At 73.5% G+C, this 13,397-nt stretch carries 12 protein-coding genes; 9 read left to right on the top strand and 3 right to left on the bottom strand.

Going from position 1 to position 13,397, the window contains the following annotated elements:
• Positions 1 to 27: 27 nt before the first annotated feature.
• Entirely contained in the window at positions 28 to 456 is a 429-nt protein-coding gene (locus KIS93_RS28130) for a winged helix-turn-helix transcriptional regulator (protein WP_080044864.1), read from the bottom strand.
• A 61-nt stretch (positions 457 to 517) separates the two neighbouring features.
• On the opposite strand from KIS93_RS28130, the gene KIS93_RS28135 reads away from it, so the two are divergent.
• The 5 genes from KIS93_RS28135 (at position 518) to KIS93_RS28155 (ending at position 6,431) form a co-directional block, all read left to right on the top strand.
• The gene (locus tag KIS93_RS28135) at positions 518 to 898 is read left to right on the top strand and encodes a YybH family protein (protein WP_080044863.1); all 381 of its coding nucleotides are present in this window, start codon (positions 518 to 520) and stop codon (positions 896 to 898) included.
• 43 nt (positions 899 to 941) lie between these two features.
• Positions 942 to 3,023 (top strand): NAD-dependent DNA ligase LigA, encoded by a 2,082-nt coding sequence (gene ligA, locus KIS93_RS28140; RefSeq protein ID WP_080044862.1) that lies wholly within the window; start codon positions 942 to 944, stop codon positions 3,021 to 3,023.
• Positions 3,024 to 3,129: 106 nt separating this feature from the next.
• Positions 3,130 to 3,801, top strand: coding sequence for a restriction endonuclease (locus KIS93_RS28145; RefSeq protein ID WP_080044861.1), 672 nt, complete (start codon positions 3,130 to 3,132; stop codon positions 3,799 to 3,801).
• A 72-nt stretch (positions 3,802 to 3,873) separates the two neighbouring features.
• Entirely contained in the window at positions 3,874 to 4,917 is a 1,044-nt protein-coding gene (locus KIS93_RS28150) for a hypothetical protein (protein ID WP_186404489.1), read from the top strand.
• A gap of 149 nt (positions 4,918 to 5,066) precedes the next feature.
• On the top strand, positions 5,067 to 6,431 hold the full coding sequence (locus KIS93_RS28155) for a hypothetical protein (RefSeq protein ID WP_186404490.1): 1,365 nt from the start codon (positions 5,067 to 5,069) through the stop codon (positions 6,429 to 6,431).
• Positions 6,432 to 6,481: 50 nt separating this feature from the next.
• On the opposite strand, the gene KIS93_RS28160 is transcribed toward KIS93_RS28155, so the two are convergent.
• Positions 6,482 to 7,600 carry a serine hydrolase domain-containing protein gene (locus tag KIS93_RS28160; RefSeq protein WP_080044859.1) on the bottom strand — a complete coding sequence of 373 codons (1,119 nt, stop codon included), beginning with the start codon at positions 7,598 to 7,600 and terminating at the stop codon, positions 6,482 to 6,484.
• 205 nt (positions 7,601 to 7,805) lie between these two features.
• Positions 7,806 to 8,540: a Clp protease N-terminal domain-containing protein gene (locus KIS93_RS28165; protein ID WP_080044858.1), complete on the bottom strand. Its 735-nt coding sequence runs from the start codon at positions 8,538 to 8,540 to the stop codon at positions 7,806 to 7,808.
• Positions 8,541 to 8,604: 64 nt separating this feature from the next.
• Here KIS93_RS28165 and KIS93_RS28170 point away from each other — a divergent pair, with 64 nt between their 5' ends.
• The 4 genes from KIS93_RS28170 to KIS93_RS28185 are packed head-to-tail and all read left to right on the top strand — an operon-like array spanning position 8,605 to position 13,394.
• The gene (locus KIS93_RS28170; RefSeq protein ID WP_080044857.1) at positions 8,605 to 10,251 is read left to right on the top strand and encodes a serine hydrolase domain-containing protein; all 1,647 of its coding nucleotides are present in this window, start codon (positions 8,605 to 8,607) and stop codon (positions 10,249 to 10,251) included.
• Between the two features lie 2 nt (positions 10,252 to 10,253).
• Complete coding sequence (locus tag KIS93_RS28175) at positions 10,254 to 11,408, top strand: AAA family ATPase (protein ID WP_222107644.1); 1,155 nt, start codon at positions 10,254 to 10,256, stop codon at positions 11,406 to 11,408.
• Positions 11,401 to 12,633: a vWA domain-containing protein gene (locus KIS93_RS28180; RefSeq protein WP_080044856.1), complete on the top strand. Its 1,233-nt coding sequence runs from the start codon at positions 11,401 to 11,403 to the stop codon at positions 12,631 to 12,633. Before KIS93_RS28175 ends, KIS93_RS28180 begins: the two co-directional genes overlap by 8 nt.
• Positions 12,630 to 13,394, top strand: coding sequence for a hypothetical protein (locus KIS93_RS28185; protein WP_080044855.1), 765 nt, complete (start codon positions 12,630 to 12,632; stop codon positions 13,392 to 13,394). The genes KIS93_RS28180 and KIS93_RS28185 overlap by 4 nt, the downstream gene beginning before the upstream one ends.
• The last annotated feature ends 3 nt before the right edge of the window (positions 13,395 to 13,397 follow it).

The raw sequence follows: 13,397 nt of genomic DNA on the forward strand, positions 1-13,397 counted from the left end.
CTCTGCCGGATCGCTGCCGGATCGCTGTCAGCCGCTGTCGCCCTCTGCCGCGCCCCGGCCGCTGTCGTCCTTTGCCGCACCCCAGTCGGTGTCGCCCTCTGCCGCGCCCCAGTCCCACAGTGCTTGGAGCACCGGGCCGAGGCGCCGGCCGCGCGGGGTGAGGCGGTAGGAGGTGCGGGGCGGCCAGCCGGGGCGGCGGTCGCGGACGAGCACGCCGCTGTCGGCGAGCTGCGCCAGCCGGTCCGTCAGCACCTTGTCCGAGAGCGCCGGCAACGCCTGCGCGAGCTGCGTGAACGTGTGCTCGCCCTTGAGCAGCTCGCGCACCACCAGCGTCGTCCACCGGCCGCGCAGCGCGGCGAGCGTGATCTCCACCGGGCAGGACGGGGTGGGCTCGGCCACGGCGGCCCGGGAGTCGTCCGGCAGTCCGGGCGCGTGACGAACCGTTTGGTGAGCCACCGAGGAGCCTCCTAGCGTTGCCGTCACCTGTTTTCTACCTGCTCAGAGGGAGTGGTGGACGATGCGTGAGCTCGCGGAGCGGCCGCAGGACGTGCCCGGCGTGTTCGCCGAGCGCTTCAACAGCGGCGACCCGGCGGCGGTGGCCGAGGTGTACGAGGGCGGGGCGGTGTTCGTGCCCGAGCCGGGCAGGGCGCTGACCGGGGCCGACGCGCATGCCGCGAACGTGGCGTTCATGGGGCTGGGGGTGCCGATCACGGTGCGTCCCCGGCACGTGTACGCGGCCGGCGACCTCGCGTTGCTGATCGTGGACTGGGAGATCGACGGCACCGGCCGCGACGGCGAGCACGTCCATATCGAGGGCACCGCCACCGACGTGGCCAGGCGCGGCGCGGACGGCCGGTGGCGGTACGCGATCGACAACCCGTTCGGTACGGCCCGCTGAGCCGGCCCGCCGAATTGTCGGTGCCGCAGGTCATGATGGGTGCATGACCGAGACACCCCCCTTCACCGCCCTCGCCGACGACACCGCCTACGCCGAGGCGGTGCAGCTCGCGGTCGACTCCGCCGCCGCCTACTACGCCGACGGCACCTCGACGATCGACGACGACGCCTACGACCGGCTGGTGCGCGGCATCCAGGCGTACGAGGAGGAGCATCCCGAGTCGGTGCTGCCGTCGTCGCCCACCGGGAAGGTGGCCGGCGGCGCGGTGGTGGGCGACGTGCCGCACACGGTGCCGATGCTGAGCCTCGACAACGTCTTCGGCGCCGAGCAGCTCGCCGACTGGGCGGCGGGGGTGGAGCGCAGGCTCGGGCGGCCGGTCACGGCGTGGAGCGTGGAGCCCAAGCTCGACGGGCTGGCGATCTCGGCCCGCTACCGGCACGGGCGGCTGGCCCAGCTCGTCACGCGGGGCGACGGCAGCGCGGGCGAGGACGTCTCGCACGCCATCGGCACCATCGTCGGCCTGCCGGAGCGGCTGGCCGACGCCGTGACGGTGGAGCTGCGGGGCGAGGTCATGATGACGGCCTCGCAGTTCGAGCAGGCGTGCGCGAAGCGGCAGGCGCACGACGGCACCACGTTCGCCAACCCGCGCAGCGCCGCCGCGGGCACGCTGCGCGCCCAGGACCGGCCGTACGTGTGCGAGCTGACGTTCTTCGGCTACGGCGCCCTGCCCGCGCCCGGTGACACGTCCGACCTGGCCGTGGGCCTGCGCGAATGGCCGCACAGCAAGATCATGGAGTGGGTGGCCGCGCAGGGCGTGCAGACCACGGCCGCCACGCCGGTGGCCGGCATCGTGGCCACCACGCTCGACGAGGCGCAGAGCCGCATCGGGGAGATCGCGGCGGCGCGGGCGGAGCTGCCGTTCGGCATCGACGGCATCGTGATCAAGTGCGATCTGGCGGCCGACCAGGCGGAGGCGGGGTTCAGCTCGCGGGCGCCGCGCTGGGCGGTGGCCTACAAGCTGCCCGCCACGGAGAAGATCACCAAGCTCCTCGACGTCACGTGGAACACCGGCCGCACCGGCGTCATCGCGCCCCGCGCCGTGCTGGAGCCGGTCGAGCTCGACGGCAGCATCGTCACCTACGCCACCCTGCACAACGTCGCCGACATCACCCGGCGCGGCCTCATGCTGGGCGACAGCGTCACCGTCTACAAGGCGGGCGACGTCATCCCGCGCGTCGAGGCGCCGGTGGTGCACCTGCGCACCGGCGACGAGCGGCCGATCCCGATCCCCGAGGTCTGCCCGTCGTGCGGCGACGCGATCGACAGCTCCCAGGAGCGGTGGCGGTGCGTGCGCGGGCGCGGCTGCCGGGCGATCGCCTCCATCACGTACGCGGTCGGCCGCGACACCCTCGACATCGAGGGCCTGGCGGAAAACCGCATCAAGCAGCTCCTCGACACCGGCCTGATCGCCGACTTCGGCGACCTGTTCTTCCTGACCCGCGAGCAGTTGCTCGGCCTCGAGCGCATGGGCGAGACCAGCACCGACAACCTCCTGGCCGCCATCGAGCAGGCCAAGACGCGGCCGTTGAGCAGGGTGTTCGCGGCGCTCGGCGTGCGCGGCACCGGCCGCTCCATGAGCCGCCGCATCGCCCGCCACTTCGCCACCATGGACGCCGTGCGCGCCGCCGACGCCGAGGCGATCCAGCAGGTCGACGGCATCGGGCCGGAGAAGGCGCCGGTCGTGGTGGAGGAGCTGATCGAGCTCGCCCCGCTGATCGACAAGCTCGTCCGCGCGGGGGTGAACATGGTGGAGCCCGGCGCCACCCCGCCCAGCGAAGAGCCGGAGGCGCCGGCCGAGGGCCTGCCGCTCGCCTCGATGTCGGTGGTGGTGACCGGCGCGATGACGGGGCCGCTGGCGGCGCTGACCCGCAACGAGGTCAACGAGCTGATCGAGCGGGCCGGCGGCAAGTCCTCCTCCAGCGTGTCCGCCAAGACCTCGCTGCTGGTGGCGGGCGAGAAGGCCGGGTCGAAGCGGGCCAAGGCCGAGACGCTGGGCGTGCCGATCGTGAGCCCGGAGGAGTTCGCCGAGCAGGTGGCCGCGTTCATCCCGGCGCCGTCCCTTTAGTTGTTCTCCGACATCAACGGCATTTCTCCACAAAGGACCGCGGGCTCGAATTCTGTCGGTGCCACCGTTCATACTCGCCATCAGCACCAACCTTCGGGAGGAAACGATGGCGAAGCGGCACGGACGTCGCAGGAAGCGCTCCAAGTCGAGCACGCGGGAGCAGTTGTTGCTGCTCGGCCTCGTGGGCGCCGCCATCGCGGTGGCGCTCATGGCCAAATTCGCCATGGCGAATCCGGCGCAGGCGGTCGGCATCGCGGTGCTCCTGATCGCCGTTTTCTGCGGGGCCATATTCCTGCGATATCGGGTTATCCAAGCGCATCGGCGGCAATTCCTCGCGGCCAACACCGAATTGGCGAAGGTCGATCTCATGACCGGGTCCCAATTCGAGCACCTCGTCGCCGAACGCATGATCGCCGAAGGGTTCCGGCGGGTCCGTGAGCGGGGCCGTGCGGGTGACGGGGGCGTCGACATCACCGCCGTCGCGCCCGGCGGCACCCCGTACGCGGTGCAGTGCAAGCGTTACAGCCGCACGGTCGGCGCCCCCGAGGTCCGCAACTTCCTGGGAGCACTGGCCAACACCTTCGCCGGCCACACCGGCGTCCTCGTCACCTCCGGGCGCCTCACCCGCCAGGCCCGCACCGAGGCGTTAACCGCCCGCCAGCCCCTCCTCCTGATCGAGCGCGACCTCCTCGCCGACTGGCTGACCGGCCGCACGACCCTGACCCCGCAGCGGGTGCCGCCACCGATGGCGGTGGAGGGAGACGAGCTGGCCGGCTGACCTCCTCGACGCCTTTCCGCCGCGCCGCTAGGGTTGGGCGGTTTGTTCCTTCACCCCCCAAGGAACCCTCCCGTGCTCCGCTACCGCCTCGGCCCCATCCTCATCGCCGCCCTCGCGGTCCTGGTCGCCGCGTCCGGCGCCGCCGCGTTCCTGAGCGGCGACGCCCGCCTGCCCCTGCTGCTCGTCTACGGCCGGTACGCCGGGGAGCCCGACGAGCTGGACACCGACCACCTCCTGATGCTGGTCCTGGTGGGGCTCGTACGCGTCTGGGGGCTGTGGCAGCTCCTCCCGAAGCGCCACGACGGCTCCGGCGGGAGGCCGGGCGCGGCCGAGCGGTTGCTGCGGATCACCCTGTACGTGTGGGCGCTGTGCGAGCTCACCGACCGCCTGCCCTGGGTCGACCTGCCGGAGATCGTCGTATGGGCCACCGCCGTGGTGCTGCTCTACCGGGTGACGCGCGGGGTGTCCCGGTCGTTGCGGCTGGTGGCACTCGTCGTGGGGCTCCTGCAACCGGTGCGGGCCCTGGCCCACCTGGCACTGGAGCTGGCCTCGATCGATGCCGAGATCCTGTACCGGGTCCTGCCGCTGGGCGGGGTGACGTGGCTGCTCTGGCTCGTGCTGACGCTGGTGGCTCAGGCGAAGGACGGGCGGTGGCGTCGGGGCACGCTGTGGGCGGGCGCCGCGGTCGCCGCCGCGCCCGTGCTGGTGCCCGATTTGTCGTTCCCGTTCAGCCCGGCGTACGTGTGGGGCGAAGGGGCCGGGCTGGTGATCGAGGTGGTCACGGCTGTGTGGCTCGGCCGCTCCGCCCGCGAAGTCGGCAACCCGCCCAGGGCAGCGAACAACGCCACCCCCACAAGCCTTGGGCCCGCCGTCGTACCACCGGACCCCCACAGCGCCACACCCCCGAGCCCGCAGCCCGACGCGCCAGCGCACAGCGCCGGATCCGCGAGCGCCGCGGAGCCCAGCGCGCTGCCAGGGCCGCACGACACCACACCCGCGAGCCCGCCGGGCGCCACGCCCCGCCCCCGCAACCCGCCGCTTCCGCGAGCCCGACCGGCGCGTCCGCCAGCCCGCAGTCCACCGCACCGCCGAGGCCGCACAGCACCGCAGACGTGAGCGCCGCCGGGCCCAGCGCGCCGCCGCAGCCGCACAGTGCCGCATCCACGAGCAGCCGGCCTTCCGCGTCGCGTAGTGGCACAGCCCTGAGTCCCCGGGCTCGGGGTGGTGCTGTCAAGGTTCGGTTGCGGTGGTGGCCGGTGCAGGTGGTGGCGGTGGTACTGCCGCTGGTGCCTGCCGTCGTGAACTGCGTGGACGGCGTGTTCACCTGGGTGGGGCCGCGTGGCCCGGTCGCGTCGTGGTTCGACACGGGCGGCTGGTTCCTGCGGCAGCTCTGGCTGCCCCTGGACATCCTCGTCGGCATCGGCGGCGCGGCAGGGCTGGTGCTGGCGGCCGTGCTGGTGCGCACGCGCCGGCTCGTGCTCGGCACGGTCGGGGTGCTGCTGGTCGCGGCGGTGGTCGGCGCGGTGAGCGGTGTCGTCGGCCCCTCCATCAGTCTCCTGCCGGATTCGGCCTTGTACGAGAGCCCGTTACGTGGTGTCCCGATATTTCCGGATCAGATGCTTTCGGCCGGCCCCGGTATCTCCCCGCTCTGGTACAGCGCCACCTTCACGGCCTCCGCGCTGCTCCTGCTCCTCACCCACGGCGGCAGCCCACGCGGGCGCCGCCCGTACCAGACGGTGGTGGCGAGCGTGGCGACGGCGGCGGTGCTGGCCTTCGTGCCGCCGTCGGATCACGCGCCCGGCCGGTTCACGACGGCGAGCGACTGCGAGGCGGCGGACCTGACGAGGGCGTCGGGCGAGCAGCGGTTCGTCTGCGCGGTCCGGCGCATCGAGAACCCGCCGTTCGGCAAGGAGATGCCGGACGAGCGGCTGATCGCGTACGGGCGGCGGCTCTGCGGCATCTACACGCGGGGTGACCTGCGTGAGGCGGCCGAGTTCCGGGCCGCGCACGGCGTCGCGGTGCTCGACGAGACCGCTCTCCTGGGCGACATCTGCCCCAAAGCCAGGGCGGACCTCGATGCGGCGGCGGCCGAGGAGGAGGCCGAGATGCTGGCGTGGGAGGCCGAGGAGCAGGCCCAGTGCGACCGGGCGCCGCGCCACCGACCGCTGATCGAGCCCGTGCGGGCCACCAGGGAGAAGGAGCCGGTCTGGCCCGAGGTCTGGCTGGAGGCGTACGAGGGGGAGGGCATGCCGGACGACGGGGCGTACGAGCAGGACCTCGACCTGGTGGCCACCTCGCCCGGCCGGCTGCTCATCGAGGTCGACACCACCTACCGCGTCTGCGTCACCACCGAGACCTACGACCGCCGCCCGCCGGTCGAGACCAAGGGCTGGGAGCACGTGGTCGAGGTCGGCTACGACAGCCCGACCGGCAGCATCGTGCTCACCGACAACCTGGCCGGCGTCGAGCTCCCCGACCTCGCGTTACGCGGCAGGAAGGGGCACTACCGGATCCGCGTCCACTACGACCCGCCGGACTGGGAGAAGAGGGTGGGGCAGCGGCTACTCGTCATGGCCTGGCCGGGACGCGGCAACGACAGGGTGGTGCACCGGGCGGTTGTCCAACGCTGACGGGTGTCCCGGGCGGCTGTCCAACGCTGACGGGTGTCCCGGGCTGTGGCTCAGTGCTGGGAGCAGAGGGCGGTGTCCAGGGTGGCTTCTACCTGCTGCTGGGCGGGGGCCGAGGTGGGGATGTGGGTGACGGCGATGGCGGCGGCGCGGCCGTCCTCCGTGGCGGCGTTGGAGGTGTAGTAGCCGGGGATGGAGCCGCCGTGGCCCCAGGCCGTGACGCCGCACGACAGCTTCACGCTGCTCAGGCCGAGCCCGTACCGTCCGTCGCGGCCGATCTGCGGCGCCGCGACCGTGGTGCGCATCTCCTTGAGCTGGGCGGGCTTGAGCAGCTTGCCGTCGAGGAGTGCGGTGAAGAAGCGGTTGAGGTCGCTGGGGGTGGAGATCATCTGGCCGGCGGTCCAGGCCCCGGAGGGGTCGAAGTCGGTGACGTCCGTCATCGGCTGTTCCAGGTCGTCCCGGTGGTAGCCGGTGGGGTGCGGGTCGCGGATCTTCTCGTCGCCGTCCGCCGGGAAGTAGGTGCGCTTGAGGCCGATCTTGTCGACGGTACGCCTGGTGATCTCCTCGCTCGCGCGGTGACCGGTGACCTTCTCGATGAGCAGGCCCGCGACGATGTAGTTCGTGTTGGTGTAGACCCACTTGGTGCCGGGCGCGAACTGCGCCTTCTTCCGCAGCGCCATGTCGAGAAGCTGGCGGGGCTCGTGGTGCTCGTGCAGCATCGGCAGGATGCCGTTGGCGAACAGGGTGTCGGTGTACTCGGGCAGGCCGCTGGTGTGCTGCAGGAGCTGACGTACGGTGATGCGCCGCCCGTCGATGCCCTTGCCGCGCAGCAGGCCCGGCAGGTACTTCTCGACGGGGGCGTCCAGCTTGACCTTGCCTTCGCCGACGAGCTGCAGCACGGTCACGGCGGTGAACGTCTTGGTGTTGCTGCCGATGCGGACGTACCCGTCGGCCGGCGGACGTTCCTCTCCCTTGGCGGTGAGGTTGCGCAGCTTGCCGTCGCGCGCCTGCACGGAGGCCAGCGCGGCGGGGAAGCCATGCTTGGCGACGAGGTCGTTCAGAGTCGCCTGGAGCGACGGGGCGGCGGCCGCGGCCTGCGTGGCGGTGCCGCCGAGAACGGCGAGGGCGAGGGCGGAGGCGCCGGTCCACCGGCGGAGGCTCGTTGCGATCATGCGGTCAAAACTACGGACGGTCAGGGACGGTCTCGATCCCGTACACGGGAAACCTCGCGGTAGGGCCTGCCCTACCGCCCCTCCTCGAAGCGCGCCAGCCCGCCCCGGCGCGGAGGGACGCTTCCCGTGCGGCCCGTACGTCAGCCCCCGTCAGCCCGCCCCGGCGCGAGGGATGCTTCCCGTGCAGCCCGTACGTCAGCCCGCGTCAGCTCTCCCTGGCACGCAGGAACGCTTCCAGCTCGGCCCGTACGGCGGCCCGCGTCGGCTCCAGGGCGATGCCGTGCTCCCACAGGAGTTTGCCCGCCGTGCCCGACTTGTCGTGCAGGAGGCCGAGGAGCATGTGCTCGGTGCCGATGTAGTTGTGCCGCAGTTCGGCCGTCTCGGTGAGCGCCGCCGCGAGGGCGCGCCGGGCGTCGGCGCCCACCGAGAGCGCCGCCGGCGACCCGGGGCCGGTGGGCAGCCGGCGTTCCAGCCCTTCCCGTACGGCGGCCGGGTCGGTGTCCTGGGCGGCGATGGCGCGGACGGCCAGGGTGTTCGGGTCGTCGAGGATGCCGAGCAGCACGTGACCGGCCTCGATGGCGGCGCGGCCGAGGCGGCGGGCGTGCGCTTCGGCGCGTTCGAGGGTCTCCTTGGCCCGGCCCGTGTACCGCTCGAACGCCCCCGACCTGGCCAGATCGGCGATGGTCAGGCTGGACCAGCGCCGCCCGTAACGCTGCTGGGCCGCCTGCCGGCTGATGCCGAGGTGGTCGCCGATGTCGGCCCATGAGCAGCCCTCGGCCCTGGCCAGCTCGACCAGGTAGCCGAGCAGGCGGTCGCCGACCTGCCGCAGGTCGGACAGCACGCCTTCGGCCACGGTGAGGCGGGTCAGGGCGTCGGTGTCGTCGGCGCTGCGTGCTTCGACGATCGACAGCAGCTCGGCGAGGTCGGGTAGCTCTGGCACCGTACCATTATGACTGTCAACGTTCGCCTTGACGATTCGGCAGCGTCAATGCCAGCCTTGACGCATGGACATCAGCACGCTGGGAGAGGCGCTCGACACGTTCGTGCCGGAGATCATGGAGCACTGCGGCACGCCCGGCCTGTCGATCGCGGTCGGGGTCGGCACGGAGGTGGCGCTGGCCAGGGCGTACGGCGTCGCCGACCTGGCCACCGGCCGCCCGATGACGACCGGCACGGTCGCGCCCACGGGCTCCGACTGCAAGCCGTACACCGGGGTCGCCGCCCTCCAGCTCGTCGAACGCGGCGTGATCGGGCTGGACGAGCCCATCGAGTCGTACGTTCGCGTCGTCAACCCGCACGGGCCGCGCCCCATCACGCTGCGGGACCTGCTCACCCACCACAGCGGGCTCGGCGCCGGCATGGGCAACGTCGACCGCGTGCCGCCCCCGCCGCTGGGCGAGCACCTGCGGCGGGTGCTCGACGCGGAGCGCTCCGACGCGTACGGGGGCACGATGGTGCCGTTCTGGGCGGGGCCCGTGGGAGCGCGCTACCAGTACAGCAACGTCGGGATCGCCGTGGCCGGGCACCTCGTCGAGCTGCTCAACCCCGACGGGGTGACGTTCTCGGAATGGGTGGCGCGGCACGTGTTCGCGCCGCTGGGGATGGAATCGACCGTGTTCCCGAGGGCGCAGCACCCCGACTTCGTGCCGGACGACCTGCTCGCCCGGCGCTCCACCGGCTACGCCACGCTGCCCGGCCTGCGGCTGCCGCTGCCCGGCCTGTACCCGGGCGACTACCCGGCCGGCTCGGCGCTGAGCACGCCGTCCGACCACGCCCGGTTCGTGCTGGCGATCCTCGGCGGCGGGTCCCCCATACTTTCCCCGGAGCTGGCCCAGCAGATGATCACCGCCCAGGCGCCCGGGGGCACACTCTTCGGGCCGCAGCCCGGCATGTCCGTCGGGTTCGTGTTCAACGTCTTCGGCGGCGCGCACCCCTACATCGGGCACGGCGGCGAGTACCCCTGGGGCTGGACCCACTTCACCCGCGGCTGGACCGACGACCGGGTGGCGCTGGTGATCTCCGCCAACCAGTTCGACCTGGGCGACTTCGGCCTGTCCGACCGGCCTGGCCACGCGGCCGCCCGCCTGGTCGCCGAGATCGTCACCGCCTGGGTCCACGGCGCCGACCCCCGCCCCCGCCGCCCGCTCGCGACCGGCCGCGCCTACCTGGCCGGCCTGCTCGTCGGCGACCGCCTCACCTCCCGGCTCGGCATCCCCTCACAGCCTTCCCCCGAGGACGTCGCCCGGATCGCCGAACGGGCCGAGGTCTCGTTCCCATGGGATCCGGAGGCGTTCCGGGAAGCTGTCGGGCAGGTACGGCTGACCGCTTCGCCGCTGGTGGACGGCGTGGCCACCATGCGGCGGGAACTGCCGGCGCACGAGCTCGCACTGCTGGCCCGGCAACTCGGCGTCCCCGGCCTGGTGACCCAACTGGCGCCCGGCCCGCGTCCGCAGGGGGCGGGAGACGCCGCTCGTACGAGGAACAGCCCGACCGGAGACGCACATGCTGTGGACAACGCGAGCCCTCTGGCGACCGGGGACCCGGACGCGGCGAGCGACCGGAGCGCGCCGGCGGCCGGAAACGCACGTGCGGCGGGCAACCCGAGCGCGCACGCGACCGGTGACTCCGGACCGCAGGCGGCGGGGAGGTGAGCGTGGGAGACAGCCGCACGGTGCTGGAGGCGCTGGCGATCGCGGTGTCGGCAGGCGTGCCGACCCTGCTGTGGGGCAGCCCCGGCACCGGCAAGACCTCGGCCGTCGTGGCCCTCGCCGCCTCCCTGAACTGGCCCATCGAGGTGGTCATCGGCTCGATCAGGGAGCCGGGCGACTTCGCCGGCCTGCCGGTGATCTCCGACGGCGCCGTCCGGCTGACCCCGCCGGCCTGGGCCCAGCGGCTGGCCGCGGCCGGGCATGGCCTGCTCTTCCTCGACGAGCTGACCACCGCTCCCCCGGCGGTGCAGGCCGCGATGTTGCGGGTGGTGCTGGAGCGGGTGGTCGGCGACGTCCGGCTGCCGGACAAGGTGCAGGTGGTCGCCGCCGCGAACCCGCCCGACGAGGCCGCCGACGGCTGGGACCTGGCGCCGCCGCTGGCCAACCGGCTCGTGCACCTCAACTGGCCGGTGGACGGCCGGCACATCGCACGGGGCCTGGCGGTGGGGTTCCCAGCGCCGTCGCTGACCGGGTTCGCGCAGCCTCCGTCCCGCGAGCAGGTGATGGAGGCGCGTGCGACGGTGGCGGCGTTCCTGGAGCTCCGCCCCACCCTGGCACTCCAGGTCCCATCGAACGGCGGCGCGCCGGGCGCGGGCGGTCATGAGCTGGGGACAGGCGGCGGTGGGCTGGGGACGGGCGGCGGTGGGCAGGGGTGGCCCAGCCCGCGTTCGTGGGAGGCGGCCGCCAAGCTGATGGCCGCGTGCAAGGCCGCCGGCGCCCCGGACGACGTGCTGGCCATGCTCGTGACCGGCACCGTCGGCGAGGGCGCGGCCCTGGAGTTCCTGTCCTGGCTGGAGCACCTGGACCTGCCCGACCCGGCGGCGGTGCTCGCGAACCCGGACGCGTTCGAGCTGCCCCGGCGCGGCGACCGCGCCTTCGCCGTGCTCACCTCGGTGGTGGCGGTCGCGGTGTCCGCCGGTGACGTGGAGCGGTGGGACGCCGCCTGGCGGGTGATCGCCAAGGCCGCCCGTACCGCACCGGACGTGGCCACCCTCGCGGCCCGCACGCTCGCAGCCCACCGCCCTCCCGGCGCCCGCATCCCGGACGCGCTGCTGGAGCTGACCCCGATCCTGCGCGCGGCCGGGCTGCTCGATGGCTAGCCCCGAGCTGTGGGAGAAGTGGTCGGCGGCCCGCGTCCGCGCCGCCCACCAGGCCCCTTACCTGGCGAACGCCCTGCTCTCCCTCACTCCCGTCCTGGCCACCGGCCCCTCCTCGGGCGAGCTGCGCCGCTTCCCCGCCGATCCGGGCTGGCACGTGTACGTCGGGACGGAGGAGCTGGCGCGGCAGAGCGTCCAGGAGGTGAGCTTCTGGCTCATCCACCAGGTGACCCACCTCCTGCGCGAGCACGCCCGCCGCTACCCGGGCAGCACCGTGCACCCGCAGGCAGAGGAGCAACGCACGTGGAACCTGGCCACCGACGCCGAGATCAACGACGACCTCACCCCCCTCCGCCCTTCGGAGGTGACCACACCGTCCACGCTCGGCCTCCCCGACGACGGAACCGCCGAGCAGTACTGGCACGCGCTGCGCACGAACCCCCCACCCGACCGGCACCATCGTCCGGAGCCCGGGACCCCACCGTCCCCCGACACCGCAGGTGACTGCGGCAGCGGCTGCGACGGCCTGCCCCGCGCCTGGGACCGCGACGACCTGCCCGCCCTCTCCCCCACCGCCGCCCGCCTGACCGCTCTGGACACCGCCCGCAGGATCCGCGAACGCCTGAACGCCCAGGACGACGTCCCGGCCGGTTGGCGCCGCTGGGCCGACCAGGTGCTGGAGCCTGCGGTGAGCTGGCGCCGCCACCTGTCGGCGAAGGTACGCCACGGCCTCGCCGAGGCGGCGGGCCGCGTGGACTACACCTACCGCAGGCCGTCACGCAGGGCCGCCGCGCTGCCGGACGTCGTCCTGCCGAGCATGCGCCGGCCCCTGCCCTCGGTGACCGTGCTGATCGACACGTCGGGCTCGATCACGGAGACCATGCTGGCCCAGGCGCTCGCCGAGGTCACCGGCATCCTGCGGGCCGTGGGGGTCGGACGGCGGCTGCTCACGGTGATCACCTGCGACGCCCGCGCGTACCGCCCGCAGACCGTCACCCGGATCCCCGCCCTGCACCTGGACGGCGGCGGCGGCACCGACCTGCGGGCCGGCTTCGCCGCCGCCCTGGCCAAGCGCCCGCCACCGGACCTGATCATCGCCATCACCGACGGCCGCACCCCGTGGCCGGCCCACCCGCCGAGGACCACCCGCGTCATCGTCGCCCTCCTGGACGCGAACGGGCAGGCGCCCGGGTGGGCGGAAACCGTACGTCTGGAAGGAGCATCATGACGACGCCGTTCGACCCGGCCCCGTACGAGGCCGCCGGGATCCCGCCCGCCGAAGCCCACCGCTGGTGGACGTGGCGGCTGACCGCCGAGCAGGCGTCGGCGTGGCGGCGCGCCGGGGTCACCGACCCGGCGCAGGCCACCCAGTGGAGCACCGCCCACGTCACCCCCGGCACGGTGGGCGAGTGCCGCGCCGCGGGCATGACCGCCTCGGAGGCGCTCCTCTGGCACGAGTACGAGTTCGGCCTCGCCGACGCCATCGCCCTCAAGCACCAGGGTCACACCCCGGAGCAGGCGTACGACCTCAAACGAGGCCGCAAGCCCCGCGACGCCGACGACCCTACGGCCCCGGGCGACGCGTTCACCAGCCTCATGGCGTTCGCGGGCGGCGGGGACCCGCGCGACCGCGCCCACCGCTTCATCACCCGCCTGGGCAACACCGACGCGCTCGTCATCTACAGCTACTGCGGCGCCGACTGGGTGGACGACGAGGCCGCCGCCTGGGCCCGCCACAACGTGGACGCCCCGACCGCCCGCATGTGGCAGGAGCTCGGCCTCAAACCGTCAGAGGCCGCCCGCTACATCCAGCGCGGCCTGACCCCGATGGCGGTGGCGCGGGAGTGGTGGCGGGCCGGCATCCCGTTCGAGGAGACGGCGTCCTGGGCAGGCGCCGGCCTGACCCCGGAGGAGGCCGTCGCCCAGCGCGCCAAGGGCGTCACCGCCGAACAGGCCGAAACCCTCCGCACCCTCCGCGACCACGGCTGACCT

Origin of the sequence: [Actinomadura] parvosata subsp. kistnae, from assembly GCF_900323885.1 — a bacterium.
Lineage (GTDB): Bacteria > Actinomycetota > Actinomycetes > Streptosporangiales > Streptosporangiaceae > Nonomuraea > Nonomuraea composti.

Bases quoted from the DNA above. Each gene is read 5' to 3' on its own strand.
- KIS93_RS28160 (WP_080044859.1), bottom strand. From the start codon at position 7,600: ATGATCGCAACGAGCCTCCGCCGGTGGACCGGCGCCTCCGCCCTCGCC.
- KIS93_RS28135 (WP_080044863.1), top strand. From the start codon at position 518: ATGCGTGAGCTCGCGGAGCGGCCGCAGGACGTGCCCGGCGTGTTCGCC.
- KIS93_RS28145 (WP_080044861.1), top strand. From the start codon at position 3,130: ATGGCGAAGCGGCACGGACGTCGCAGGAAGCGCTCCAAGTCGAGCACG.
- KIS93_RS28170 (WP_080044857.1), top strand. From the start codon at position 8,605: ATGGACATCAGCACGCTGGGAGAGGCGCTCGACACGTTCGTGCCGGAG.
- KIS93_RS28185 (WP_080044855.1), top strand. From the start codon at position 12,630: ATGACGACGCCGTTCGACCCGGCCCCGTACGAGGCCGCCGGGATCCCG.
- KIS93_RS28180 (WP_080044856.1), top strand. From the start codon at position 11,401: ATGGCTAGCCCCGAGCTGTGGGAGAAGTGGTCGGCGGCCCGCGTCCGC.
- ligA (WP_080044862.1), top strand. From the start codon at position 942: ATGACCGAGACACCCCCCTTCACCGCCCTCGCCGACGACACCGCCTAC.